Annotated in this window: 22 protein-coding genes and 3 riboswitches; of the genes, 9 read left to right on the forward strand and 13 right to left on the reverse strand. The window is 50.5% G+C overall.

The window, feature by feature from the left end; translation table 11 throughout:
- Positions 1-128: 128 nt before the first annotated feature.
- The 4 genes from ACQKPA_RS29565 to ACQKPA_RS29580 all read right to left on the reverse strand — a co-directional run bounded on the left by ACQKPA_RS29565 (position 129) and on the right by ACQKPA_RS29580 (position 6,166).
- Positions 129-2,195, reverse strand: coding sequence for a catalase (locus ACQKPA_RS29565; protein WP_427495963.1), 2,067 nt, complete (start codon positions 2,193-2,195; stop codon positions 129-131).
- A 262-nt stretch (positions 2,196-2,457) separates the two neighbouring features.
- Positions 2,458-3,318, reverse strand: coding sequence for an RNA polymerase sigma-70 factor (locus ACQKPA_RS29570; protein WP_427495964.1), 861 nt, complete (start codon positions 3,316-3,318; stop codon positions 2,458-2,460).
- Positions 3,319-3,357: 39 nt separating this feature from the next.
- Entirely contained in the window at positions 3,358-4,542 is a 1,185-nt protein-coding gene (locus ACQKPA_RS29575) for an NAD(P)/FAD-dependent oxidoreductase (protein WP_427495965.1), read from the reverse strand.
- Positions 4,543-4,711: 169 nt separating this feature from the next.
- Positions 4,712-6,166: a PLP-dependent aminotransferase family protein gene (locus tag ACQKPA_RS29580; RefSeq protein WP_427495966.1), complete on the reverse strand. Its 1,455-nt coding sequence runs from the start codon at positions 6,164-6,166 to the stop codon at positions 4,712-4,714.
- Between the two features lie 99 nt (positions 6,167-6,265).
- On the opposite strand from ACQKPA_RS29580, the gene ACQKPA_RS29585 reads away from it, so the two are divergent.
- A complete protein-coding gene (locus ACQKPA_RS29585) occupies positions 6,266-7,180 on the forward strand; it encodes a DMT family transporter (RefSeq protein ID WP_427495967.1) in 915 nt (304 codons plus the stop codon).
- A gap of 117 nt (positions 7,181-7,297) precedes the next feature.
- Here ACQKPA_RS29585 and gcvH read toward each other — a convergent pair whose 3' ends face one another.
- On the reverse strand, positions 7,298-7,687 hold the full coding sequence (gcvH, locus tag ACQKPA_RS29590) for a glycine cleavage system protein GcvH (RefSeq protein ID WP_071218519.1): 390 nt from the start codon (positions 7,685-7,687) through the stop codon (positions 7,298-7,300).
- A 175-nt stretch (positions 7,688-7,862) separates the two neighbouring features.
- Positions 7,863-7,984, reverse strand: a riboswitch (glycine riboswitch).
- 188 nt (positions 7,985-8,172) lie between these two features.
- A riboswitch (glycine riboswitch) is annotated at positions 8,173-8,274 on the forward strand.
- 3 nt (positions 8,275-8,277) lie between these two features.
- Positions 8,278-8,383, forward strand: a riboswitch (glycine riboswitch).
- A gap of 111 nt (positions 8,384-8,494) precedes the next feature.
- Here gcvH and gcvT point away from each other — a divergent pair.
- From gcvT to ACQKPA_RS29610, 4 genes are all read left to right on the forward strand, one after another.
- A complete protein-coding gene (gcvT, locus tag ACQKPA_RS29595) occupies positions 8,495-9,607 on the forward strand; it encodes a glycine cleavage system aminomethyltransferase GcvT (protein ID WP_427495968.1) in 1,113 nt (370 codons plus the stop codon).
- The gene (gene gcvPA, locus ACQKPA_RS29600; protein WP_427495969.1) at positions 9,604-10,953 is read left to right on the forward strand and encodes an aminomethyl-transferring glycine dehydrogenase subunit GcvPA; all 1,350 of its coding nucleotides are present in this window, start codon (positions 9,604-9,606) and stop codon (positions 10,951-10,953) included. Before gcvT ends, gcvPA begins: the two co-directional genes overlap by 4 nt.
- Entirely contained in the window at positions 10,950-12,407 is a 1,458-nt protein-coding gene (gene gcvPB / locus ACQKPA_RS29605) for an aminomethyl-transferring glycine dehydrogenase subunit GcvPB (protein ID WP_427495970.1), read from the forward strand. The genes gcvPA and gcvPB overlap by 4 nt, the downstream gene beginning before the upstream one ends.
- Before the next feature lie 284 nt (positions 12,408-12,691).
- Positions 12,692-13,474: an arylamine N-acetyltransferase family protein gene (locus ACQKPA_RS29610; protein ID WP_427495971.1), complete on the forward strand. Its 783-nt coding sequence runs from the start codon at positions 12,692-12,694 to the stop codon at positions 13,472-13,474.
- A gap of 45 nt (positions 13,475-13,519) precedes the next feature.
- On the opposite strand, the gene ACQKPA_RS29615 is transcribed toward ACQKPA_RS29610, so the two are convergent.
- Positions 13,520-13,999: a nucleoside deaminase gene (locus ACQKPA_RS29615; protein ID WP_427495972.1), complete on the reverse strand. Its 480-nt coding sequence runs from the start codon at positions 13,997-13,999 to the stop codon at positions 13,520-13,522.
- Between the two features lie 225 nt (positions 14,000-14,224).
- Between ACQKPA_RS29615 and ACQKPA_RS29620 the strand changes: the two genes are divergently transcribed.
- The 3 genes from ACQKPA_RS29620 to ACQKPA_RS29630 all read left to right on the forward strand — a co-directional run bounded on the left by ACQKPA_RS29620 (position 14,225) and on the right by ACQKPA_RS29630 (position 16,939).
- Positions 14,225-14,566 carry a hypothetical protein gene (locus ACQKPA_RS29620; RefSeq protein WP_427495973.1) on the forward strand — a complete coding sequence of 114 codons (342 nt, stop codon included), beginning with the start codon at positions 14,225-14,227 and terminating at the stop codon, positions 14,564-14,566.
- Positions 14,567-14,631: 65 nt separating this feature from the next.
- Entirely contained in the window at positions 14,632-16,338 is a 1,707-nt protein-coding gene (locus ACQKPA_RS29625; RefSeq protein WP_427495974.1) for an ABC transporter ATP-binding protein, read from the forward strand.
- Positions 16,339-16,591: 253 nt separating this feature from the next.
- Complete coding sequence (locus ACQKPA_RS29630) at positions 16,592-16,939, forward strand: hypothetical protein (protein ID WP_071218526.1); 348 nt, start codon at positions 16,592-16,594, stop codon at positions 16,937-16,939.
- 84 nt (positions 16,940-17,023) lie between these two features.
- Here the strand turns inward: ACQKPA_RS29630 and ACQKPA_RS29635 are convergent, their stop codons facing one another.
- Positions 17,024-17,677, reverse strand: a complete 654-nt coding sequence (locus ACQKPA_RS29635; RefSeq protein ID WP_427495975.1) for a response regulator — start codon at positions 17,675-17,677, stop codon at positions 17,024-17,026.
- Positions 17,674-18,501, reverse strand: coding sequence for a sensor histidine kinase (locus ACQKPA_RS29640; protein WP_427495976.1), 828 nt, complete (start codon positions 18,499-18,501; stop codon positions 17,674-17,676). Before ACQKPA_RS29640 ends, ACQKPA_RS29635 begins: the two co-directional genes overlap by 4 nt.
- A gap of 240 nt (positions 18,502-18,741) precedes the next feature.
- Here ACQKPA_RS29640 and ACQKPA_RS29645 point away from each other — a divergent pair, with 240 nt between their 5' ends.
- Positions 18,742-19,587, forward strand: a complete 846-nt coding sequence (locus ACQKPA_RS29645; RefSeq protein ID WP_427495977.1) for a chemotaxis protein — start codon at positions 18,742-18,744, stop codon at positions 19,585-19,587.
- 39 nt (positions 19,588-19,626) lie between these two features.
- On the opposite strand, the gene ACQKPA_RS29650 is transcribed toward ACQKPA_RS29645, so the two are convergent.
- From ACQKPA_RS29650 to ACQKPA_RS29670, 5 genes are all read right to left on the reverse strand, one after another.
- Entirely contained in the window at positions 19,627-20,103 is a 477-nt protein-coding gene (locus ACQKPA_RS29650; RefSeq protein WP_427495978.1) for a GNAT family N-acetyltransferase, read from the reverse strand.
- 72 nt (positions 20,104-20,175) lie between these two features.
- The gene (locus ACQKPA_RS29655; protein ID WP_427495979.1) at positions 20,176-22,038 is read right to left on the reverse strand and encodes an ABC transporter ATP-binding protein; all 1,863 of its coding nucleotides are present in this window, start codon (positions 22,036-22,038) and stop codon (positions 20,176-20,178) included.
- The gene (locus ACQKPA_RS29660) at positions 22,035-23,822 is read right to left on the reverse strand and encodes an ABC transporter ATP-binding protein (RefSeq protein WP_427495980.1); all 1,788 of its coding nucleotides are present in this window, start codon (positions 23,820-23,822) and stop codon (positions 22,035-22,037) included. Before ACQKPA_RS29660 ends, ACQKPA_RS29655 begins: the two co-directional genes overlap by 4 nt.
- Before the next feature lie 237 nt (positions 23,823-24,059).
- Complete coding sequence (locus tag ACQKPA_RS29665) at positions 24,060-24,305, reverse strand: hypothetical protein (protein ID WP_427495981.1); 246 nt, start codon at positions 24,303-24,305, stop codon at positions 24,060-24,062.
- Positions 24,306-24,518: 213 nt separating this feature from the next.
- The gene (locus ACQKPA_RS29670) at positions 24,519-25,001 is read right to left on the reverse strand and encodes a tetratricopeptide repeat protein (protein ID WP_427495982.1); all 483 of its coding nucleotides are present in this window, start codon (positions 24,999-25,001) and stop codon (positions 24,519-24,521) included.
- Between the last annotated feature and the right edge of the window lie 128 nt (positions 25,002-25,129).

The raw sequence follows: 25,129 nt of genomic DNA on the forward strand, positions 1-25,129 counted from the left end.
AACGCTGCTTGTGATGATGAAGTTGATTGAAGTTGATGTTGATCATGGTATAATCCCCTTCACTTTTTAGCCAATGATTAAGGGGAATTATAGCGCAATCGTTTTATATATTCAAGGGCAATCCATTCTTAGATCGTACGCGACCAATGGCGATGCGCCGCAATGGCATTAATGAAGGCTTCGCCAAAAGGCTTCAAATCCTCATTTTCTTGCGCAACCACGATCCCTTCACCACTGGATGTTGGAAGCAAGTTTGCCCCTTCGGCTATGGCTGCGATCGGCTTGAAATGCTGATACGCTTCCTTGACGAAATCCAGCACCTTCGGCTCCACCAGGAGCTCCGATACGCTTAACGCGCCGCCTGCAACAAGCACCGCATCGAACAAGACGGAATCCGCCCCAAGCAGCGAGTGGTTCACTTCCAGTTCCGCGCCGGCTTTGCCTTGAATGACGCCGAGCTTCGCGCTAACCACCTCGGTGATGATGCCGGCTTGCTGCAGCTGCGTGAGCACAAAGGGGAGTTCGTCCGTAAATCCGTTGCCTGCCAGCACCGCTACTTTACGGGTTAGCGGGAGCTTCACGGTATTCATCATGCTCAGTGCCGGTGAAGACTCACTGGAAGCGGAGCCGCTGGTTTGCGGAGGCATGGTTCCGATGCCCTCCGAAATCCGGGTGGCAAGTTCGCTATCGACATTCGCGAACAGGTCAACGACTTGCTGGCGAATTTCCTTCCGCTGTACTTTACCAAGCTCGAACTGGAATGCGGATACGATATGCTGCTTCTCGACCTCTGACATGCTATTCCAGAACAGGGCCGCTTGGCTGAAATGATCCTTAAAGCTGTCACTGCGTGCCTGTACCTTACGCCCTTCCACCTTCTCGGTGTAATGCTCATAACCCCCGTGCTCCACTGGAACCGGCTTCGGCGTGTTACCGGCAATACCGTTCTTATGGTAGCTGACCGGGCCCTTATTGATGGTCATACGATGCATCCCGTCACGCTGGTTGTTATGAACCGGTGCGACTGGACGGTTGATCGGAATTTCGTGGAAATTAGGTCCGCCGAGCCGTGAAAGCTGGGTGTCGGTATAAGAGAATAAGCGGCCTTGCAGTAGCGGGTCATTGGTAAAATCGATTCCCGGTACGACATGTCCCGGATGGAAAGCAATCTGTTCCGTCTCCGCAAAGAAATTATCCGTATTGCGATTGAGTGTCATTTTGCCGATGACTCTGACGGGAATAAGTTCTTCGGGCCAAATCTTGGTCGGATCAAGGATGTCAAAACCAAAATTGAATTCCTCATCCTCCCGAATCATTTGAACGCCAAACTCAAATTCCGGATAATTTCCTGATTCGATCGCATCCCACAGATCACGCCGGTTAAAGTCGGGATCCTTGCCTGCCAGCTTCTGTGTTTCATCCCATACGAGGGAATGTGTGCCGAGCACCGGCTTCCAGTGAAACTTCACAAAATGCGCATGTCCTTCTTCATTCACGAAACGGAAGGTATGGACGCCGAAGCCCTCCATCATTCGGAAGCTTCGCGGAAGCGAGCGGTCGGACATCGCCCACATGATCATGTGCGCGCTTTCCGAATTGTTCGCCACAAAATCCCAGAACGTATCATGGGCGGATTGGGCTTGCGGGATCTCGTTATGCGGCTCAGGCTTGACAGCATGAACGAAGTCGGGAAACTTCATGGCATCCTGTATGAAAAAGACCGGCATATTGTTACCCACAAGATCATAATTCCCTTCTTCCGTATAAAACTTGGTTGCGAAGCCGCGTACGTCCCTGACGGTGTCGGCTGATCCCCTGGAGCCCGCAACCGTGGAGAATCGGACAAACACCGGCGTGACGACGGAAGGGTCCTGCAGAAATTTGGCTTTTGTATAATCTTTCATGGATTCATATAGCTGAAAATAGCCGTGAGCCCCAAAACCGCGGGCATGCACGATTCGTTCCGGAATCCGCTCATGGTCGAAATGCGTCATCTTCTCTCTGAAATGGAAATCCTCCATCAAGGTCGGACCACGCTCGCCCGCTTTAAGCGAATGTTCATCCTCAGAGACCTTAAGTCCCTGATTGGTTGTCAGTTCCTTAGCGTCATTGTCAACCGTGAATTGTTCCAGCTGTTGGTCCTTGCTCGTCTTGTTGCTGCTGCTAGCATTCGGATTGGCTTTTGAATTGTCCATTTGTCGGAACCTCCTGGTATGTAGGTAGTAGATGAGTGTCTGACGAAAATGCACGGGGTAACAGATCGGCTTGCGAACCCGAAATGTAATTACCCTACAGACTGGAATACGAATCCAGTATCAAATTTCCTTCATGAAAAGCTCATCTAACCGTTCGATTAGGTTTTGCGCCTGCACCTCCGGTTTCCAGCAAAAAAAAACAGCCCCCTCCCTAGAGGCGGACTGCTCATGAATGTACTTCCTCGATGTTCCATGCCTAAACTTAAATCCCCTCAAGTTTATCCGGATTCCTCACAATATAAATATTTTGCAGCAATCCCTTCCGAATATTGACAAAGATAACGCCGGTTACACTTCCTCCCTGGCGGAATATAACAGCGGTTTGATGGTTCAGTTCCTTTACCTCGATCTCCGGCGCTACTCCATCCTGCAGCTGCGCTTGGTGAAGAATGCCGATGAGGAAACGGGCAACCCGCTCCTTGCTCTCAACCGGTCTCGCAGCTGCGATTACTTTGCCGCCGCCATCGGACAACAATACAGCATCATCCGCTAGCAGGGATAAGACATGTTCGGCATTTCCTTCGGATAGGGCCGTGAAGAACCGGCTCACCCATTCCTCTGCCATGGACCCCACGCCAATCAGATCGTCCTCCGTGATCCCCATCTTTCCTCTCGCCCTGCTCATAAGCTTGCGGCAGTTGGCCTCGGTTTTATCGATCAGTCCGGCGATTTCCGGATAATCGAATCCAAGCGCTTCCCGCAGAACAAACACGGCCCGCTCCGAAGGAGACAGCCGCTCCAACAGAACCAGCATGGCATAGGAGAGCAGTTCATGATTCTCGACGGCTTCATAGGACTCGCTATAAGCTGCCGGGATCGGCTCCGGAAGCCAGGGGCCATAGTACTGCTCTCTTCGATTTCGAGCTGACTTGATTTCGTCGATGCAGCGATTCGTCACCATTTTGCACAGATAAGCTTTTGGCTCCTCCAGCTTCTCCAGGGGAAGACTTTGAACTTTCACGAACACATCCTGTACCGCGTCCTCTGCGTCCGACACCGTTCCGGTCATTTGATAAGCAAGATGAAACAGGAGCCCCTTATACTGCTCATACAGCTCTAACATGCCGTTTCTTCATTCCTTTCAAGCAGGATTGCTGCTCACCTATCGAACCATGCTGGAATAATTCCACATGAACGATTTAACCTTGTATGCCAGCTTTCCTGTGATCATAATATCCATTCCCCAGGTACGCGACCAGACTAACCCATGTCCCGGCCCCAGCCCGACCGTATAACCCTCCGATACACTTTTATGCTTGGCTGCAGGCGCTCCGATTAAATCCGCATGCACAATGCCGCCAAGTCGCGTCGCTTGGGGGATCGCTTCCTTGCATGTCATCCGGTCGGCAGCACCGTTAGCGGGATCAACCACATGCGCGCAATCGCCGATGCCATATACTCCCGGGGCATCTTTGACACGATAGCTTTCATCTACAACGATTTGACCGTCCAGCGTAACCGGCAGTCCGAGGCTGAGCAGCGCGGGGTTAGGAGCGAGGCCAAGCGTCCATACCGTGAGGCCTACAGGGATGGGAGATCCATCGTTGACATGAACCAGCCCCCGCTCCTCTTTGATCACTCTTCTTCCATGATGAAGTTCTACGCCAAGATCGGTTAGATATCGTTCAAGCCGATCCCCCACCTTCGCAGGCCCTTCCAGGAACAACCGTTCCTGAGAATTGAATAGGTGCACACGGATTAACTTCGGATCTAAACCAAGCTTAACCGCCTCTGTCCGCATGGCGTGGACCATCTCGGCTGACGTTTCGATGCCCGTTATGCCGGCACCAGCGACGGCTGCACTCATCAGCTGCTGCTTTTCCTGCGCACCCGTTTCCCTTACTGCCAACCTAAGGTTTGCGTGCCACCGTTCCCGGATGCGTTCGGCCGCTTCCAGGCCTGTCAGCGATATTCCGCCTTGCTCCGGTGCTGCCTGACGCACGATGCTTCCTATAGCCATCACAAGGACATCATATTCCAGCTTATGTTCCACCCCTTTGCTGTCTTCCAAAGTCATCTGCTTGCTCTCCTTATCCATGCCGGTCATCCTGCCCTGTATGAAACGGGTACCTTCCGGCATAACCTGTTCCCAAGGAACGGTAATCCCCTCTTCACTCACTGCAGGACGGAACATAAGGACTTTCCGCACATGGGCGGAACCCTTATCGATCAGGATCAGCCGCAGCTTCCTTCCATTGAGTCCTTTATGACAAGCTTTATGAATCGCTTTTAGAGCATGTATTCCTGCAAAGCCTCCACCAACGACAACACATGTTAGATCCTTCATGAGACAACCCATCTCCTTTTGTTTTATGCGATTTTGCACATAACACGAGAAGAGGGCTGTTTTTGTGACATTCAATCAGACCGTTTATTTAAAATATTCCGTGTTTATTGGCAGACATGACCTCTACATGACTTCGAGAAGAAATTCATAACTCACTTATTTCTCATGCCTACGAGCCTTGCTTCACCTGTTCCGATATCTCGACGAGACGACGAATTCCCTCTTCCAGTTGAACTTCGCTGATATAGGAGTAGCTGAGTCTGATCCACGAATCCATCTGGTCCAGCGGGTCGCAAATACGACCCGGCACAAAAGCTACGGATTCCGCCAGGCATTGCCGCAACAACGCATCCACGTTGATGTTTTCCGGCAGCTGTATCCATAGATTCAAGCCGCCGCCGGGGCTGTTCCATCGCCATTTCGTAGGCTCAAGCAGCTTCTCCATCCTATCTTTACGAAGCTCCAGCGCAATCCGGAGCTTGGCCACATGCTCCTGGAGTCTGCTCGAGAAGAAATAGTGCTGGAAAATCTTTTGCGTCAGCAGCGGCGTCCCGTTGTCCGACAGCGCCTTGGTCGGCAGGATGACATTCATCAGCTCCGGACGTGCAGCCAGCACCGATATCCGCAAGCCAGGGGCCACATATTTGCTGAAGCTTCGAATGTGAATGACATAACCCTCGGTGTCGTAATAAAAAAAGGGCAGCGGCGGCGGATCTCCAAAATAAATGTCGTGATAGACCTCATCCTCGACCAGAATGCATTGGTATCGTTCCGCCAGTTCAACCAGCGCCTTACGCTGTTTAACCGGCACCGTGTACCCTGTCGGATTCTGAAAAGTCGGGTTCATATAGAACAGCTTCGGCTTCTCCGTCCGCATAAGACATTCAATCTGCTCCAGGTCATACCCATCCGGCGTAATCTCAATGGGAAGCAGCTTGACATTTTGCTGCACAAAAACATCGATCGCCGGACTATACGTCGGCCGTTCAATCAATACTGAATCCCCGCTTTTGACAAGCGAACGCGAGATCAAGTCGATCGCTTGCTGGGATCCCGTCGTAATGAGCAGCTCTTCCGGATGGACCGTGATGCCTTGCTTATCCATAAAATACCTGGCCATCTCCTCGCGCAGCTCCAAATCGCCGGACACGGAAGAGTACGTGCTTAATACCTTCGGATACATGTCAAACACTTGTTTCACGTGATTGGACAGGAACGCGTTCGGCAGCAGCGCAGGATCAATCAGCGCTTCGGACATCTGGTAATCGACCTGATGCCTGTGAATGTCGGACAAGCGGCTGCGATTGACATATACCGATTTGGCCTGATATGCCCATGGCCGGCTGGTTGTATAGGGTTCCGGCAATGTCGCAGGCGCCTTAACCGCTACGAAATATCCTGATTTATATTTAACTTCCACGATCCCGTCCTCAAGCAGCTCCTGATAAGCCTTCAGCACCGTTAACCGGTGAACGTTCAAACGCTCGGCCATCGCCCTCACGGACGGGATTCTGTCAGTCTCCTTCCACTCGCCCTGAGCAATTCCTTCCAGGATGGTGTCATAGACCGACTGCTGCAATGCCCGTTTACCTTGATGTTTGTCGTCCCGCGTTGATGATTCCATCTGTTCTTCCCCCGATCTGAAATAGAACATATCTGTTCTACCAACCACCAATCTGTTCTATTAACTACCAATTATAGTATAGAAAAAGGAGGATGCTACATGATTATTTTTAACTACTTGCTTATGTGCGCCATTTTCAGCACAACGTTTCTCGCCATCAAGATTGGTGTTGAAGCAGGACTGCCGCCGTTTCTCTCGGCGGGACTTCGATTTCTTCTCGCGGGCGCCATCATCTTCCTGTGGATGGTATTACAGCGGAAGGCAAAACCATGCCTTCTCCTGCGCAAGGAATTCCTTCTAATCGGAATGACCAGCACATTCTTGACGTTTGCAACGCTATATTGGGCCGAGCAGCACGTGTCCTCAGGGATCGCTGCCATCCTATCGGCAACAGGCCCCATGATGATTCTGATGATTCAATCGGTCGTGATGCGAAAGAATGCCCGGCGCAGTGATTATTGGGGGTGCGCGGTCGGTTTTGTGGGAGTATGTTTGCTCATCATGCCCGAGATAGCGATGGGGAGCGACCTCATCTGGATTCTGAGCTGTATCGCAATTCTTATAGGCGAAATCGGTTATAGTGTGGGCTCCCTCGCTACCCGAAAATTATCCTTTGACATGCCGGATATTTCGCCGATTACGATCAATGCGGCGCAGATGATGTATGGCGGCGCTGCCCTATTGGTGTTATCCCTATTCAGTGAACAGGTACAATGGAATGGTATTCTAACGCTGCCAGCCATCGGATCTGTCTTGTATTTGACGATAGTGGGCTCGATGCTGGGGCATAGTCTGTATGCTTGGCTGCTAAAAGCAACAAATGCCTTTTTTCCGTCGACCTGGCTCTTTGTTTCGCCGATCATCGCGTTGGGATTAGGCGCATTTCTGTACGGCGAAGCGATTTCTCTCTATTCCATCGTTGGCAGCTTGCTCATCATCGGGGGGATTCTGATCGTGAATCTGCCTGAGCTTCGAGCACGCCGGATCGCGCGCCGTATGGCCTCAAGCACTTGATATCGGACCTGCAAGGTTCCAAGAGATTAACACCATAATTTAAAACGGCTGCAACTCGTAAACCTCATCACGAGTAGCAGCCGTTATGTTTCATTATTCCATGTTATGATTCAATCCTTAATCCACTTTGGCACGATATGCCTCTGCAGTCAGCAGCTTTCCGAGTGCTTCCTCCAGGTCTCCTTCCACCTCAACCTCAATGATCCAACCGCCTTCGTACGGCTCTTCGTTCACAAGCTCCGGCTGGTCTTCCAGAGAAGCATTCACTTTCGTGATGGTACCTGATACAGGGGAATACAGTTCCGATACGGTTTTGACCGACTCGATGGTACCGATGCTGTCACCTGCGGCAACGACAGCGCCGGTCTCGGGGAGTTCAACGAATACGATATCGCCCAGCTGGCATTGCGCATGATCGGAAATACCGACGCGCACCACATTTCCATCTACCTTCAATGCCCATTCATGATCGTCGCTGTACACCAAATTCTCTCTGATTTCGCTCATTTACGAATACTCCTCTTTTCTTAAAGAAATGAAATTAAGGTAAATAAATGAAAAAAAAGGACGCGAAAAAAGGCATTCGCCTTCTCTCTGTCCTCGGTACCTGAGAGTTTATGATCGACCGCTTCGTTATGGTCCAATCTTTCCCCTTGGGTGGCTTGCGCACTCTCCAGAGCTGCGTCAGATGGCGGTTCGTTTACCTGAGAGATTACTCGTCAGCCTGGCGGGCGTAACGGTTTGCTCCTTCGGTGCCGCCAAGGTTTCAACCTTCGCGTGGCGGTCTCTCCCATCCATCGTCATCCGCATATTCGGTTGGCTTATTCTCCCACAGAATAAAACAGGGACGAAGTGATGTCAAGATATCTAACAAAAATTTTAAGATTGAATATATTTTAGTGAAATAAAGGTTGACACTTTATGGCGAGACACGTTTATAATAATCACAAGAACGCAAGGAAGATGATGACAACTCAATAATTTTCACGCGGATGATGGTAGCGGGAGAGATTACCGACAAGATTGACAGGTAACGCCGAAGGAGTAAGCCGTAACACGGTGAATCTCTCAGGCAAAAGGACCTTTACCGGACGCACCTCTGGAGAGAATTCTGAATGTAGAATCACCCACGGGGAAACTCACACACGCTTGACATTATACTTACATGACATGTGGGGTAACTCTCAGGTACAAAGGACAGAGCAGAAGGATTAAGCAACGAGCGGGCTTTTTTTTAGCACGGCTTGTTATCCTTCTGTCTGTCCTTTTTTGGTGTTTCCCCGATTGATCATGCCAATTCGAAGAGGTGAAGAGATGAGTCCATTACAACGTACACCGCTTTACCCGCTTTATTCCGATTTTCCTTCTGCCCGCTGCATCGACTTCGGCGGCTGGGAACTGCCCGTGCAATTTTCCGGCATTGTGCAAGAGCATGAAGCTGTACGCAAGCACGCCGGCCTGTTCGACGTCTCCCATATGGGTGAATTTATCGTCACAGGACAAGACGCTGAAGCTTTTATCCAGAAGATGACCACGAATGATGTAACCCGCATATCGATTGGTCAGGCCCAGTACACGTTGATGTGTTACGACAACGGCGGTACGGTAGATGACCTGCTTGTGTATAAACTGTCGGCTGACCGATTCATGCTGGTTGTGAACGCATCCAACATCGATAAAGACCTCCAGTGGCTTCAAGACCATCTTGCTGGTGATGTCACCATCCGTAATGTGTCCGCTGAGACGGCTCTGATTGCACTTCAGGGACCTGCGGCTGTGAACATCATGTCACAGGCCACGACTGAGGCGTTAGGCGAACTCTCCTCCTTCCATTTTATCCAGAACGCACAAGTATGCGGCTGCTCCGCCCTATTGTCCCGTACCGGTTATACCGGAGAAGACGGCTTTGAAATCTATTGCTCCGCTGAGGATGCTCCCGCAATTTGGAGAGAGCTCTTAACCGCCGGAGAACCCCATGGTCTTGTTCCGACCGGACTGGGCGCACGTGATACACTCCGTTTCGAAGCGAAACTGCCATTGTACGGCCAAGAGCTTTCGAGCACGATTTCTCCGCTTGAAGCCAATCTCGGGTTCTTTGTGAAGATGGAGAGCGGCGATTTCATCGGTCGGGAAGCGCTTCAACAGCAGAAGCAAGACGGTGTGCCGCGTAAGCTGGTCGGCATTGAACTCATCGATCGCGGTATCCCGCGCTCCCACTATCCCGTATACAACCATGAAGGAGAACCAATCGGTGAAGTGACCAGCGGTACCCAATCCCCTTCACTCAAGCGAAATCTCGGATTGGCCCTGATTGAAACGCCATACACGAGCCTCGATACCGAGGTATGGGTCGAGATCCGCGGTAAGAAGTTAAAAGCCAAGGTGGTAAAGACACCATTCTACAAAAGAGGAGCTGCCTTAACATGAAGCATCGTTACTTGCCTATGACGGATCAGGATCAAGCCGATATGCTTGCTGCGGTCGGCGCGGAAACGATCGAAGATCTGTTTGCCGATATCCCTAAAGCGATCCGTTACAACGGCGTCCTCCCCATGTCAAAACGGCTGGGTGAACCTGAACTCCTTAAGCATATGCGCAACCTATCGGACAGAAATGCCGATTTTGACCGTTATACAAGCTTTCTCGGGGCCGGTTTGTACGATCACCATATTCCGGTTGTGCTCAATCATGTGATTTCCCGCTCTGAATTCTACACGGCGTATACGCCATACCAACCGGAGATCAGTCAAGGCGAGCTGCAAGCGATTTTTGAATTTCAATCCTACATCTGTGAATTGACCGGCATGAAAGTTGCCAATGCCAGCATGTATGACGGTTCCACGGCGCTTGCTGAGGCTGCGGCGCTCGCCAGCGGTGCAACCAAACGGAAGAAAATCGTCATATCGCGTGCCGTCCATCCCGAAGCTCGGGAAATCGTTCTGACTTCGGCTCACGGCCTCGATCTGGAAGTCGTGGAAGTCGGCATCGTCAATGGCGTTACCGACCAGGATGCGCTCGCCGCTGCCATAACGGAAGATACCGCCGCCGTGCTGTTGCAATCACCGAATTTCTTCGGCTGCATCGAAGATGTGAAATCAATCGAGCAGCTGGTTCATGAGAAAAAAGCACTGCTCGTGCTTAGCGTTAACCCGCTGTCCCTCGGTTTACTGGAATCCCCTGGTGTGCTTGGCGCCGACATCGTTGTCGGCGATGCCCAGCCGCTCGGCATTCCAGCTTCTCTTGGCGGACCGACGTGCGGATTCTTCGCGGTATCCGAGCCGCTGATGCGCCGCATTCCCGGACGTATTGTGGGTCAAACCGTCGATCAGGACGGCAAACGCGGTTTTGTACTGACGCTGCAGGCACGTGAACAACATATTCGCCGCGAAAAAGCAACGTCGAACATCTGCTCGAACCAGGCGCTGCTCGCGCTGTGCGCATCCGTTTATATGTCCACCCTGGGTAAAGCTGGCATGCAAGAGGCGGCGCTTCTGAATGTTCGCAAATCCCATTATGCTGCCGACCGTGTCGCCAAAGGCCCCCTCTCCCTCCCGTTTAGCTCGCCGTTCTTCAATGAGTTTGTGGTAAAGCTGCCTGAAGGAACGAGCGTGAAGGAGATCAACTCGAAGCTTCTGGGTGCAGGTTACATCGGAGGTTATGATCTTGGCGCTGCGTACCCTGAGCTTCAAGGATGTATGCTGATCGCTGTGACCGAACGGCGGACGAAGGAAGAAATCGACCAATTTATTGGTGAATTGGAGGCGATCGTATGAAACCGGAAAAAGCATTGATATTCGAACTCAGCAAGCCCGGCCGTGTCGCCTATTCCCTTCCCGAATGCGACGTTCCGGAGATCGACGCCGCTTCATTGATACCAGAGGGCCTGCTGCGCAGCAAACCGGCCGAACTGCCGGAAGTATATGAAGTGGATGTTATTCGTCACTATACGGAGTTGTCCCGGCGTAATTTCGGTATCGATAACGGCTTCTACCCGCTCGGCTCATGCACGATGAAATACAACCCGAAGATCAACGAGGACGTTGCCCGTTTTGCCGGCTTTGCCAAGATCCATCCGTACCAGCCTGAAGAAAGCATTCAAGGCGCTCTGGAGCTGCTCTATACCTTGCAGAATGATTTGGCGGCACTTACCGGGATGGATCAAGTAACGCTGCAGCCCGCTGCAGGTGCGCATGGGGAGTGGACGGGACTCATGCTGATCCGTGCTTACCATGAAAGCCGCGGCGAGAAACGAACCAAGGTCATTGTTCCTGACTCCTCGCACGGCACCAACCCCGCCAGCGCAACGGTTGCCGGTTACGACACCATCACGATTAAGTCCAATGAGCGCGGCATGGTTGATCTGGATGCCCTTCGCGCTGTCGTTGGTGACGATACGGCGGCTTTAATGCTCACGAATCCTAGCACACTGGGTCTGTTCGAAGAGCAGATCGTGGAAATTGCGGAAATCGTGCATGAAGCCGGTGGCCTGCTGTACTATGACGGAGCCAATTCCAACGCCATCATGGGCATTACCCGCCCAGGCGACATGGGCTTCGACGTAGTCCATCTCAACCTGCACAAAACGATGAGCACGCCGCATGGCGGCGGTGGGCCAGGTGCAGGTCCTGTCGGCGTAAAGAGTTTGTTGATCCCGTTCCTGCCAAAACCGATCGTTTCCAGACGCGAGGACGGCACCTACTATTGGGATTACGATCGTCCACAATCCATCGGCCGCGTGAAGGCGTTCTATGGCAACTTTGGCATCCTGGTCAGGGCCTACACGTATATTCGCACCTATGGACCGGAAGGACTTCGCCGTGTCTCGGAGCTCGCGGTGCTGAATGCCAACTATATGATGCACCGTCTGGCTCCTTATTACGAAGTAGCCTACCCGGGCCTGTGCAAGCACGAATTCGTGCTATCGGGCAAAAAGCTAAAAGAGTTTGGCGTACGGACACTGGATGTTGCCAAGCGGCTGCTTGATTTTGGCTATCATCCGCCAACCATCTACTTCCCGCTCAACGTAGAGGAATGCATTATGATTGAGCCGACCGAGACGGAGAGTAAAGAAACACTGGACGGTTTCATTGACACGATGATCCAGATTGCCAAAGAAGCCGAAACCACGCCGGAGGTTGTCATAGGCGCCCCTTATACCACGGTCGTGAAACGACTTGACGAAACGACGGCGGCACGCAAACCGGTTCTAAACTGCACCTGCGGTTAATATTGAGTTGATCTAGATTTCGTAAGAAAGGGTGTCCCTCGCCGGGGATCGGCGGCAGGGACACCCTCTCTTATGCGCTCAAGTACCTGTACGGGGCCGGTAACCTTACTGTATTCCCTTAAGCGGCCAATAGCTGTCCGAAGTGCCGCGCTTTCCATAGACGTAGTCCCGCTTCGCCTCCTTCTTGCTCTCTATTAGTACGCCCAAATATATGATATAAAATATATAATTATATACGGCTTACTTCTACCAAGCTGACAAAAGACGAAAGATGCGGTGATCAAATGAGTAACCCGATACATGGCCTGGATGTAAACCCATATCTTGAGCGTATTGGATACACGGGCCCGATTGTAAACAGCGCTTATATGCTCGCCAGATTACAGGAACAGCATGTGCATACCGTACCTTATGAAAATCTTGATATCCTTGATCGAATTCCACTGTCCCTGGATATCCCCGATCTTTACGATAAAATCGTAACTCGGCATCGCGGCGGCTACTGCTTCGAGCTCAATGCGTTATTTGGCTGGCTGCTGCAGGAACTGGGATTCAAGGTCACTCATTACTTCGGACGCTTCTGGCGGGATGAAACCGATACGCCTGCTAAACGTCGGCATCATATTCTGCAGGTGGATATTGAAGAACAGCGATATATTGCCGATGTCGGCGTCGGAGGAGCCGGACTTCGCCATCCTCTGGAATTGGTGGATGGCCTTGTGCAGACCCAGGGGAACGAGACCTATCGGCTCGTCCAAACGAAAGCGTATGGCTGGATGCTCGAAGAGTGGAAAAAAGAAGCCTGGGATCCCGTCTTCTCCTTTACGGAAGAACCTAACCTGCCGAGAGATTTCATCACTACCTCATTCTGGTGCGAGTATGCCCCCGATTCGCCTTTTAACAAAACGGCTCGGGTATCCATCCGTACGGCAGAAGGCAGAAACACCGTGGATGATGACGAATTCAGAATATACAAAGCCGGCGGCGTCCACACCTTTAAACCGGGCAATACACAGGAATATGCCGAAGCACTCTATACCTATTTCGGCATCCCTCTCCATAAATAAGAATAAACCGGGCTTTCCCCTGCAGGGGGAAGCCCGGTTTTATTGTTAATATTCGATTTTGCGCTCGGCGGAGCTCCACGCTTGGAATGGCAGCAAATAATCCGCTGTTTGAACCTGCTTCATAGGAATGGAGCGCTGGTCCATCGGCATCGCGATTTCATCGTATATGAAGTGATCGTCGAATCCGATCTCAGCCGCATCCTTCTTCGTGCTTGCATAATAAACGGCATCAGGTCTGGACCAGTAGATGGCCCCCAGACACATCGGACAAGGCTCGCAGCTGGTATAAATCGTACAGCCTTTTAATTGGAAATCCTCAAGGTGCAGACAAGCTTCCCTTATGGCTTGCACCTCGGCATGAGCCGTCGGGTCGTTCAGCGCGGTAACCAGATTACGGCCCCTACCAATCACTTGACCATCCTTCACCACAATCGCTCCAAAAGGACCACCCTCCACATGTTGAACGTTTTGATGGGCTTCTGCAATCGCTTGACGCATCCAGTACTCATGATTATGTTCGCTCATTGTGTACAGCTCCTTTCCCATGTTCATCCTGATCCCGGTGCTGTTATCCATCCATACAATCACCTGGGGCAGCTAATTATCATCATAGCATATCTTCCTTCGATCTCCTCCATTTTTCCAGTCTAATGGAGAAAAATGGATTGATGAAGTGTATACAAACGTATACAATCACATTAAATGGTATACAATCGTATACACGATTATCGTTGAGGAGGTTGATGTTATATGCGTGAAGAGGATCAGGAAACATCGAGTCATAAACGGTCGGAGCCTCGCGAGCGCGACAGCCACCGGCACGGCGGGCGGCACGGAAGACGGCGAGAGGAAGGCTACGGCGGCAGGGAAGGCGGTAAGTTGGCGCAGACGTTCCGGCGGGGGCGCGCGCTTTCTTTTCTGGACAATCTGATTGTGAAACGGGAGACTTTGAAGAAGCAAGTCAATGACCCGGACTTTGAAGCCATCCGAGAAGTGGTCAGCGGAGAGCTGAAAGCAGTTGACCAGATTATTCAGGAATACATTCAGGCGTTTGAGCTGTATGATACGAACCCTTCGCAAGACAGCCCATAATGGCTGTCCGTCAACCATTAAAACCAATAACCCTGACAGAGGTAGAACTTGGAGCGTGATAATTCTTGATCAGAAAGTTTTTTTCGTACTATCGGCCCTATAAGGGATTGTTTATTTTGGATTTTACATGCGCCGTTATTGCCGGACTGCTGGAGCTTGTTTTCCCGCTTGCCGTCAGCAAATTCATTGACGATCTGCTGCCAAGCCAGGATTGGCCGCTTATCCTGATTGCCTGCATCGTCCTTCTCTCGATCTATGCACTGAATACCGCGCTGCAATACATCGTCACTTACTGGGGGCATATGCTCGGCATTAATATCGAGACAGATCTGCGGGAGAAAATGTTCTCCCACATTCAGAAGCTCTCCTTCCGTTTCTTTGATAACAACAAAACCGGCCATCTTATGGGACGCATCACGAATGATCTTAATGACGTCGGAGAAGTAGCCCACCATGGACCGGAAGACGTGTTCATCGCCGTTATGACGCTGCTCGGTTCCTTCTCCTTAATGGCTTACATCAACTTAGAGCTAGCGCTTCTGACTTTTATCATCGTGCCGTTGATGGCATGGCTGATCATTAAGTTCGGAGGCAGAATGACCACGACCTATCGTCAACTGTTCCGTAATGTAGGGAATTTCAACGCCCGCATCGAAGACAATGTCGGCGGCATCCGCGTGGTTCAATCGTTTGCGAACGAAGAGCATGAGAATAAACTGTTTCAGGAAGAGAACAAGCAATTCCGGGCGACCAAACTGCTGGCTTATAAAACAATGGCAAAAAGCATGTCCATCAGCTATATGCTGATGCGTCTGATCACGGTATTCGTCATGATCTGCGGTGCCTGGTTCTTCATCCAAGGCAAAATTGAGATGGGTGAATTCATGGCCTTCCTTCTGCTCTCCAACATCTTCTTCCGTCCGATCGAGAAGATCAATGCCGTCATTGAGAGCTATCCCAAAGGGATTGCCGGCTTTAAACGTTACCTGGAGATTATGGATACCGATCCGGAGATCGCCGATGTGCCTGACGCCGTATCCCTTTCCTCGGTGCGGGGAGATATCCGCTTTGAAGGCGTTACCTTCGGATACGAACCATCGCGGACGATACTGAGTAACATCGATCTCACGATCCGTGCCGGAGAAACGGTCGCGTTTGTAGGACCGTCCGGTGCGGGAAAGACCACCATTTGCAGCCTTCTCCCCCGTTTCTATGACGTGGATCAGGGGACGATTACGGTAGATGGGATCGACATCCGGAATATCAAATTGCAAAATCTACGCAAGCATATCGGCATCGTGCAGCAGGATGTGTTCCTGTTCTCCGGTACCATCCGCGACAATATCGCATATGGCGACTTACATGCAACGGACCAGCAAATCTGGGAAGCTGCACGGCGTGCTTCGCTCGATGAACTGATCCGAAGCCTGCCGGACGGTATGGAAACGGTGATTGGGGAACGCGGCGTCAAGTTGTCCGGCGGTCAGAAGCAGCGCTTGTCCATTGCGAGAATGTTCCTGAAGAACCCGCCGATTCTTATACTGGACGAAGCCACCTCGGCACTCGACACGGAAACGGAAGGGCAAATCCAGAAGTCCCTGGCTGAGCTGTCCGTTGGCAGAACAACCCTGGTGATCGCTCACCGGCTTACCACCATTCAGAGCGCCGACCGGATTATCGTCGTCAATTCCGAAGGCATTGCCGAACAGGGGACGCATCAGGAATTGATTCATTCCGGCGGTGTGTACAGCAGGCTTCACCAAGTTCACTAATGAAGCCTATGATCCGTAGTTATACATGAATACTAAACTGATCGTCATTTTAATCCCGTATCAAATATATAAAGGATGCCTCCACATAGAAGCGAGGCATCCTTTTTTTCGAGACTATTTATGAATCTAATCGATAGACAAGCTGTCATGATACGCGCAACAGAATTTCCGCCTCATTGTCCTTGGATAAAAAAGTTGCCGTATGGAAACATTAATGGCGTACTACAAAGACATCAATTTCAGGAGGCCCTTTATGTTTTATATCTACAGTGTCGGTCTACTCTTCGGCGGACTGTCGATTATCAACCTTGTCTTCTCATACCAAACCAAGCATATCCAGCACCTGTTCTGGCCTACGCTGCAGTTTCAGTTATTCATGCTTCCTCTGTTCCTCATCGCCAACATGTGCATCGGATACGGAATCCGTTATGGATATAAAGCCACCGATCAGTTAGGCTATACGTTGATCTTCTCCAAATGCCTGGAAATCCTGATTTCGTTAGGGGTGGCTTACTTGTTCCTAAAGGAAGTTCCTACATGGAAAAATTGGGCCGGCATCGGTATCATTGCGCTGGGCATATTCCTTGTTAAACAGAAATGAGCGTATCTAGCGCACGGATGCCTTTTTCGCCTGATCCCTTTCTTTGCCAACATCCTCTCGGACGTCAGATCCCCGTTGCTAACGTTATCGCTTCCCCATCCAACCTTGTTCGTAGGCGTAACGAGTCAGCTGGACCCGATTTTCCAAATGCAGCTTTTGCAAAATGTTCTTCAGATGGTTCTTGACCGTATTCTCTGATATGCACAAGTCAACCGAAATATCGCGATTGGACAACCCCTCGGCTACGAGCCCCAATATTTCTTTTTCACGTGCCGTTAATGGACTATTGCTTGGGTCCGGCTTGTCATGCTGCGAAAATTCCTTCAATATACGGAAAGCGAGCTCCCTGCTCATCGGCGCTTCGTCTACGGCAATGGCCTTGAGGTACTCGTGCCATGATTCGGGATTCAGATTCTTTAGCAGATAGCCTTGCGCTCCACGTTTCAGGGCGTCAAACAAGTGAGCAATGTCGTCGGACACCGTGACCATGACAATTTTAACGTAAGGAAATTTGCCCTTCACTCGCTTGGTCGCTTCCAATCCGTCCATCCCGGGCATCTGAATATCCATGAGAATAATATCAGGCATCCATATTTCGGTCAGTTCCAGCGCTTCCTCGCCGTTTTGTCCTTCGGCCACGACTTCAAAGGTCGGGTCGCTGCTTAGAATGGTGCGAATTCCTTCTCTGGCAAGGTCGCTGTCATCGATGATTAACACGCGAAACGGCTGCTCGTTCATGTGGTATTCTCCTTCCGAATGCTGATGATCGTCTTGTTGTTGCGTCTTTCCACCATGAACTCCCAGCCCATGGCCTCAGCCCGATCCTTCATGATTTTGATTCCATACCGGTTGCTGCCGAGCGGCTTGTCCAACTCAAACCCTTTGCCATCATCGCTGACGGAGCAGTGCCAGCTTGAGTCTTCCGCTGTTGCGGTTATCATTACGTGCTTGGCTTCGGCATGCTTATGGATATTCAATAGGGCTTCCCTGATCGAAGCCAGCAGCTCCACCTTTTCTTTGGCGGACAGCATGACATCCGGAATTTCCCACTGAACGTCGAAGTGCAGATTCGTCTCCTCCTTGATTTCCTTAATCAAGCTGTCCATGCTATGCATCCACGGAATGGCTTGCGGATCTGCCGGATATCGGAGATTAGCAATGGCTTCTCGTACATAGGCATTAGTTCGGTGGACACTTTCCTTAATATCCTGATATGGAATTTCTCCGGTTAGCCCCGATTTCTCAATTCGGTCAATCTGTGCGTTCAGCAAGAACAAGGATTGGGCGATTCCGTCATGGAGCTCTCGGCCAATCTTCTCCCTTTCATGCATGGCCGCTTGCAGTGCTCTGGATTGGTTTAGTTCCTCCTGATTCCGTTCAATCAATGAGAACAACTGGGTAAGAAACAGAATGGAAACCAAGAACACGATTACAGGCGCCAGCAGATTGCCAAGATCCATCGATATATAAGGCAGCAGGAACTCATGCCGAACATACTCCCATATGCCAATCGTCAAAGTGGGAATGATCAGAATCAACCATTTCATTTGTTTATATGACATACCCTGCCTCCTATTTCATTTTAAAACATAAATGTACTCGCCGCTTTACCTATCATGTTGCCGCTGGCTATCCCTTCATTGTAATCAATTTTGACCATGAACGGAATGACTCTAAAGAGCTACTGACCTAACCAGTTTCACCCGTACTGAAATAACCTATTTACAATTCGAGTACAAATCGCGTATAAAGAGTAAAAGATATCCATTCATTCCATTTCCGATGAAGGGAGCTGCAGTTAGATGAAGCAAAAAATTGCAGTGATCATTGTACACGGATTGGGAACACAAAAGAAAGACTATGCGAATAAATTTATGAAAAAATTAAGAGAAACCTTCTCTCAAACCTCTGGCATTCCGCATGAGCAACTGGCCATGGAGGCCGTTCATTGGGCCGATGTATTCGCAGCACGCGAGTCCGAGTTAATCAGCAGCAGCATTAAACCTTACCGTTTACGCTATCAGCACCTTCGGCAGTACGTGATCCACAATCTGGCGGATGCCGTGGCTTACCAACCAGTGGAAGCCGAAGATCAGAATTATGAGGCCATTCATCGGACGATCAGTGAAGCGCTGCACCGCCTTGCCCTCTCAGCGGGCCCCCAGGCTCCATTATGCGTGATTTCTCATAGCCTGGGATCTGTAATTGCCAGCAATTTCTTCTATGATCTGCAATTCTCCTCCCGCGGGCATCGTCTTGTCGTTGACCCGGAAGCTCCGTTGGAGCGGGGAGAGCTCCTTACCTTATTCTATACGCTGGGAACCACCTTGCCGCTGTGGAGCATGCGGTACCGCGATTTTGATAGGCCGATCGACGTCCCTTCCGGACAGCTGAAGCACTATCATGATCGGCTTCTGGGAGAATGGGTCAATTTCTATGATAAAGACGATATCCTTGCTTACCCACTCAAAGGCATCAATGAAGAATATGACCGCACGGTGCGTAACGATATATCCGTTAACGTGGGAAACTGGCTGACCAGCTGGAATCCCCTGTCACACAGCGGTTATTTCTACAGCAAACCGATTCTGGAGTATATCGCTTCAAGTTTGGAAGCGACCTGGCGGAGCGTCAACCAGGTTAAATAAAGCAATGCCGCAAAGACCTGGTCTTTGCGGCATTGTTAATCATAGGGTTATATTCATAACCCATTGTTCTCCGATCGGCCCCATCCTTCTTCTGCCCGTATCTTCGAAACCAACCCGTTCATACAGCTGCTGAGCCGGAACATTCTTATGGTTCACGACCAACACCACTTCATTGCAGGAAGGAAACTGACTTCGAATGAACGAAGGCAGCGCAAGCATCCCTCTTCTGGCATACCCCTTACGCTGCTGACGATGGTCAATGGATAAGGTAGTAAGCAGCATGGCATGAGTATTGCTTGTGTACTCCTTGACGCGCTCCGTGGTGTGCAGGATAAAGAAGCCGACAGGATGATCATCAGCTAAAATGACGATGGGATGCTGACCTTCCACTAGGTTTAATGCTTCTTTCGGATGAGCGGTAAATTGGACCTGATCATCCGGAAGCTCGAATTCTTTCAAGATGGTCAGGTGCTCATCCGAACGGAAATCCAGCTGAATATGTTCCGCTTTTTGCATGGGTATATCTCCTCTGTATATGGTGAATTGGATACATAACCTACTCTATCCTTGCAATTCTAATCCACTTAATTATCCTGTTTCTTCACCATACCACAGCTGTCGGAAGCTTTCGCTTGATGCCAGAAGCTGTTCCGCCGTGCCCTCGGCTTCAATCTCTCCGCCGTTCAACACGATAATATGGTCAGCATGGTTAAGCGCGGCTTTTCGATGGGATACCACGAGACAAGTCGCTCCTCTGCGCTCGCTGAACAACCTCTCCCATAACTTGCGCTCCGTCTCAACATCCAATGCGCTGGATAAATCGTCAAACACATACAGCTCCGCGTCCCGTACGAGCATCCGTGCAGCTGCAGTCCGCTGAGCTTGACCGCCGGACAGCTTGACTCCGCGTGGTCCTACCATCGTCTCCAGGCCATGCTGCAGATGCTTGATATCTTCTTCCATTACGGCCGCATGCAGTGCGCGGTCCAGACTGCCCGGCTCTTCGGTTATACCTAGCAGGATGTTGTTTCGCAGTTTATCACTGTACAGTCTAGGGATCTGCGCAGTATACGCACTCTGTGGAGGTATGAAGAAATCAGCGGGTTCTGTTATCCTCTCACCGTTCCACCGGATTTCGCCCTTTTCAGCTGGCAGTAAGCCCAGCAGGGTGCGAACCAGCGTCGTTTTACCGCTGCCGATCATCCCTGTAACGACAGTAAAGGTACCACGCTTCAGGGTCAGATTAATATTCGATATACCGCGTCCGGTTTCGGGATATTGATACGACAGCCCTTGCGCTTCAAGCAGCGAGAGGGGCGGTGCCTCTATAATAGCCGTATCCATGCCGTCTTCGGCAGCGGAAATAGCGAAAGGAATGAGTCTACCATTGGTCAACGAATCACTCTGTGCCCTGCGATTAGGATGAGCTTCCTTCTCTTTATTCCGTTTGTTCTTAAACTTACCGATACCGATATAATTGGCTGCCGTAAGCAGCGAAGCCGGTGCCCCTTGCAGCATGGATTTGATGCGCTGAAAGCTGACGCCCATCTGCTTGTAGTAAGTCATGAAGTTGCCAACGTTCGATATAAGCTGTGTGACAAAAGTTAAATAATATACAAAGAGCGACAAGTCTCCAACCGTAAAATCGCCACTTCGCATCTTAAGACTCGCAAGCACAAGGATCAATCCTGTGCCTAGATTGACGGAGTTGGTGAACACGGAAGACAAGGTTTCCGTTAACAGCTTATCCTTCACCATGGACTGGCGCCGCTTCTCACTAAGGCTTACAAACCGTTCTACTACGCGTTTCTCAGCCCCTGCGACTTGAATGGCTTGCACATTGGCAAACATTTCGCTAATCGCACCGGTTACCTTTGCCGTCGATTCCCGGCTTGCCGCCCTGTATTTCTGAATGCGCGCGGTCGCAATCTGGGCCGCAGTGACCACCAATATCAAAGGAACGAATACGAGAATCGTCAGCTGCAGATCAATGGATATGAGAATCCAGCTGGCAACAATTACGAAACCAACCAGTCCTAGAGTGTCCACGGACCAGCTTGTCGCTTCTTCGGCCTGATCGACGTCATCCCGGAAATTGCTGATGGCTTCTCCCGGTGAGCAAGGTATTGCCCGTGCTCCAGGCTCTTTCATGACATGGGACAGCATATTTCGGCGAAGCAATGTGCTGATCCGGAAGCGAAAATGCACGTCTGTCATGAAACCGCCGAAAATCAGCGCAATTCGGGCTAATGCAGCGCCAATGAGCAGCACGGCAATTGCCCAAACGCCGTAGGGAAAAGCATATGTACCTTCCAAATGGTCGAAGAAAGCTTTGGTTAACAATCCGGGAACCAGCGGTGCCATATGAATAAGGGACCATGCCAGCAGGTTGATAAGATACAGACCCGGCCGGTACAGAATCAGCCGCCAGAAGAAATGTCTTGTTTTCATGCCAGCACCTCCTCCATCCCAACGGCAAGCATGCGGCTAAACCGTGATTGCGGGTTTGAGGCAAGATCTTCCCGGCGACCGCTTTCGAGCATTCTACCATTCTCCAAAATAAGAATCCGGTCGGCACGCTGAACCGTGGCCAAGCGGTGGGCAATGATAATACATGTCTTCTCCTGAAGCAGACGCGTAATAGCTGCTTCAATCCGGTATTCCGTTAACGGGTCGAGGCGGGACGATGCTTCATCAAGGATGACGAGACCCGGATCCGTCAGAAAGACGCGGGCAAACGCCAACAGCTGGGCCTCACCGGCCGACAGGCTCCCCCCGCCTGAGGCCAGGCTCGTATCGAGCCCTTCGGGAAGCGAAGCATACCAGTCTCCAAGCCCAAGCTCCTCTAGCACGGATATAATTCGGCTATCCTCGATGCCTTCATCAAACAAGGTCAGGTTATCACGAACAGTCCCTTCCAAAATCTCAATATTCTGCGTAACCATCGCGACCTTGCGCCTCAGTTCATGAAGCTTGCAGACCCGGATATCCGTTCCCGCCAGCTCGATGCTTCCCTCCTGAGGATCATAGAAACGCAGCAGCAGGCGGGCGATCGTCGTTTTGCCGCTGCCTGTACGCCCGAGCAGCCCCAGAGTCTGGCCCGGCTCGAGCCGCAGCTGAAGATTTTCGAGCGTAGCCTGCCCGCCCTCTTCATAGGAGAAGTTTAGGTTGCGGAATTCCACCGATAACGGGCCTGTCGGAAGCGGAGCCCCGGGCCCGTCTTTAATCTGGGGCTCCGTTGCAAGCAATTCCCGGACTCGCATCAAGCTGGCATCTGCCTTTTGCAGGTCCTCCAATTGGGTGCGGATCTTCTCGATTGGTTTGGCTAGCAGCTCGGTATAATAAAACACTAAATATATGGAGCCGATTGTCAAACCGCCTTGTCCGTTCTTCCACAGTATGGCGCAGACGATAAATGCGGCCGCATTGCCAAGCGCAAACACCAATATCGTTGTGCTCCACATGAGGAAAAATCCGATGAATGCACGAACTCGAACCGGCAGCATGCGTCTGGCCATCTCGTAGAATCGATTCATGACATATCCTGCCGCCCCGTTAGCACGCGTATCTTCAGTGCCTTCGAGGTGTTCACCAATAAATCCGTAGAAATCCGCATTCAGCTCGCGCCAGCGCTTCCATACCGGTATTGCAAATCGACGGATATGTTGAATGACATAAATGCTGCCGACAACAAACACGGTCATGACAAATCCAATCCAGAAGTTCTCCCGATACAGGAGAGCCAGAATTCCGATCATAAGGAGCAGATTGCCGAACAGATGGATAATAAAGCTGGAGAAGAAATTGGCAAGCGCATTCACATCGCCATCGACCCGTTCGATTAAAGAGCCCGACGTTTGGGTTTTGTGAAAGCTCATATCCAGCGACAGGCAGTGCTCCGCCAATTCAGCTCGAAGCTTGTTGGTTGTCGTCCAGCCCAGATTCTCGCTATAGTAGGCAGCGGCAATGGAAACGCCTTGTTGGAGCAAAGAAAATACGATAAAAAAACCTGCCGCATAATAAAGGGACGTCAGACTTCCCTCTCCTTGAGCCGTATCGATAAAATACCGGATGATCTGCGGATTAATCAGTTGCAGCCCGATTGAAAATAACAGCAGCACCGTCAGGGCTGCCAGCAATTTCTTATGCGGGAATACGTATCGGAACAACATCTCCCTATACATGCCAATCCCCGTGGTCCTTCGCTTGCTGTTTAACATGTGATCGCTTTGCATTCGTCAATAATCCCCCCACTTCAGGTTAACCCTCTTGATAATAATAAGCTTCCTGGGAAGATATGACAAGAACATGGGTTCCTGTTTTCGAAAAAATTTACAGCCGATTGATTAGAGACACATCTTCCGCCATAACGGTTTGATTAAAGAGTTCCTTTTGAGCAGACGCCAAAAAGACCAGCCCCAAGCATGGAGACTGGTCTTCAAAACCGCTACGTATAGAGAATCAACCTTATCTTATGTCTCTGCCACTAATTTTAAGAATTGATTAATCATTTCAGGGGTAATTTCCTGATTCTCTGGCATTTTGACTGCCGGGCTCTTATCAACGGATTGGATGGCCACATTGGATCGAACTGCACTTGAAGCGATACCCGATCGAGCTTTTCCTTCATGCACATTGTCATGATTAGCTAGCATCATCATCAGAAAAGCACTCCCGAGTCCTACCGACCACATACTCATTTTGTTTTTCTTGTTCATCTGCGTTGCTCCTTCCATCACTTGTAGTGACATACCTAGTATAAGGTCCAAACCTTAACGAGAGATGAAGGCAGCCTAAAATCCAGTTAAGCAAAGTGAAGCCATGTTTTTTTTCATAAATTCCATCACTGCTATAAAACAAGCCATATTTTATGAATATCAAACGCTATTTCTCAGTTTACATAACATAAATTATGTAGTAATCCTTGTAGATTACTTCCAAATCTGATCGAGCTTATCCGAATAGAAAGCAATCGCCTTCCGGTAGCTTTTGATTCCCTCATCATTACTGGTTTCGCCTACTTCTTTAAGCAGAAGTGCCATCGACTTATCGTATTGTCCCAAATTGTACAAGGTCATCGCATAAAATACGTTGAACTCCCTCGCCTCGGGATATTCCAGCAAGCCCTGCTCCAGAATACCCTTGGATTTGTGGTACATCCCCAACGTACGATAGGTGCTTCCAAGTCCAAGCAATGCGCCGCATCGCTCAGGATCCTTCAGCCCAGAAGAGATCGCCTGCTCATAGTAAGGAACCGCTTCGCCCTCCAGCCCCATCAGATCATGCACCCAAGCCAGCTGATACAGGATGTCGGGATCGTCTGGGGATTGGGCTAACAGCCCGAGGAGAATTTCTTTGGCTTCCTCCGGTTGACCTGCAGTGCGGAGTTCAATAGCCCTTTGTATCGTTGCCATAGGTCACATCCCTGTTGATTGATAACGCCGCCCTCTACCTTATCTTACCAGTTCCCTTCATGCCCGTCAAAATCGGCAACAACCACCTTCATCTCTTACATAACCTTAAGATGAGGTGGTTGTCACAA

This window comes from Paenibacillus sp. NPDC093718, assembly GCF_050279985.1.
Classification (GTDB): Bacteria; Bacillota; Bacilli; order Paenibacillales; family Paenibacillaceae; genus Paenibacillus_AQ.

What these genes read in the sequence shown, in the direction of transcription:
- ACQKPA_RS29580 (WP_427495966.1), bottom strand. Translation starts at nt 6,166, where the DNA reads ATGGAATCATCAACGCGGGACGACAAACATCAAGGTAAACGGGCATTG.
- ACQKPA_RS29655 (WP_427495979.1), bottom strand. Translation starts at nt 22,038, where the DNA reads ATGAAAACAAGACATTTCTTCTGGCGGCTGATTCTGTACCGGCCGGGT.
- gcvPB (WP_427495970.1), top strand. Translation starts at nt 10,950, where the DNA reads ATGAAACCGGAAAAAGCATTGATATTCGAACTCAGCAAGCCCGGCCGT.
- gcvPA (WP_427495969.1), top strand. Translation starts at nt 9,604, where the DNA reads ATGAAGCATCGTTACTTGCCTATGACGGATCAGGATCAAGCCGATATG.
- ACQKPA_RS29635 (WP_427495975.1), bottom strand. Translation starts at nt 17,677, where the DNA reads ATGAACGAGCAGCCGTTTCGCGTGTTAATCATCGATGACAGCGACCTT.
- ACQKPA_RS29640 (WP_427495976.1), bottom strand. Translation starts at nt 18,501, where the DNA reads ATGTCATATAAACAAATGAAATGGTTGATTCTGATCATTCCCACTTTG.
- ACQKPA_RS29660 (WP_427495980.1), bottom strand. Translation starts at nt 23,822, where the DNA reads ATGCAAAGCGATCACATGTTAAACAGCAAGCGAAGGACCACGGGGATT.
- ACQKPA_RS29570 (WP_427495964.1), bottom strand. Translation starts at nt 3,318, where the DNA reads ATGTTAGAGCTGTATGAGCAGTATAAGGGGCTCCTGTTTCATCTTGCT.
- ACQKPA_RS29670 (WP_427495982.1), bottom strand. Translation starts at nt 25,001, where the DNA reads ATGGCAACGATACAAAGGGCTATTGAACTCCGCACTGCAGGTCAACCG.
- gcvH (WP_071218519.1), bottom strand. Translation starts at nt 7,687, where the DNA reads ATGAGCGAAATCAGAGAGAATTTGGTGTACAGCGACGATCATGAATGG.
- ACQKPA_RS29575 (WP_427495965.1), bottom strand. Translation starts at nt 4,542, where the DNA reads ATGAAGGATCTAACATGTGTTGTCGTTGGTGGAGGCTTTGCAGGAATA.
- ACQKPA_RS29665 (WP_427495981.1), bottom strand. Translation starts at nt 24,305, where the DNA reads ATGAACAAGAAAAACAAAATGAGTATGTGGTCGGTAGGACTCGGGAGT.
- ACQKPA_RS29650 (WP_427495978.1), bottom strand. Translation starts at nt 20,103, where the DNA reads ATGCAAAAAGCGGAACATATTCAGCTGGATTTCCGTTCGGATGAGCAC.
- ACQKPA_RS29585 (WP_427495967.1), top strand. Translation starts at nt 6,266, where the DNA reads ATGATTATTTTTAACTACTTGCTTATGTGCGCCATTTTCAGCACAACG.
- ACQKPA_RS29630 (WP_071218526.1), top strand. Translation starts at nt 16,592, where the DNA reads ATGTTTTATATCTACAGTGTCGGTCTACTCTTCGGCGGACTGTCGATT.
- ACQKPA_RS29645 (WP_427495977.1), top strand. Translation starts at nt 18,742, where the DNA reads ATGAAGCAAAAAATTGCAGTGATCATTGTACACGGATTGGGAACACAA.
- ACQKPA_RS29620 (WP_427495973.1), top strand. Translation starts at nt 14,225, where the DNA reads ATGCGTGAAGAGGATCAGGAAACATCGAGTCATAAACGGTCGGAGCCT.
- ACQKPA_RS29615 (WP_427495972.1), bottom strand. Translation starts at nt 13,999, where the DNA reads ATGAGCGAACATAATCATGAGTACTGGATGCGTCAAGCGATTGCAGAA.
- gcvT (WP_427495968.1), top strand. Translation starts at nt 8,495, where the DNA reads ATGAGTCCATTACAACGTACACCGCTTTACCCGCTTTATTCCGATTTT.
- ACQKPA_RS29565 (WP_427495963.1), bottom strand. Translation starts at nt 2,195, where the DNA reads ATGGACAATTCAAAAGCCAATCCGAATGCTAGCAGCAGCAACAAGACG.
- ACQKPA_RS29610 (WP_427495971.1), top strand. Translation starts at nt 12,692, where the DNA reads ATGAGTAACCCGATACATGGCCTGGATGTAAACCCATATCTTGAGCGT.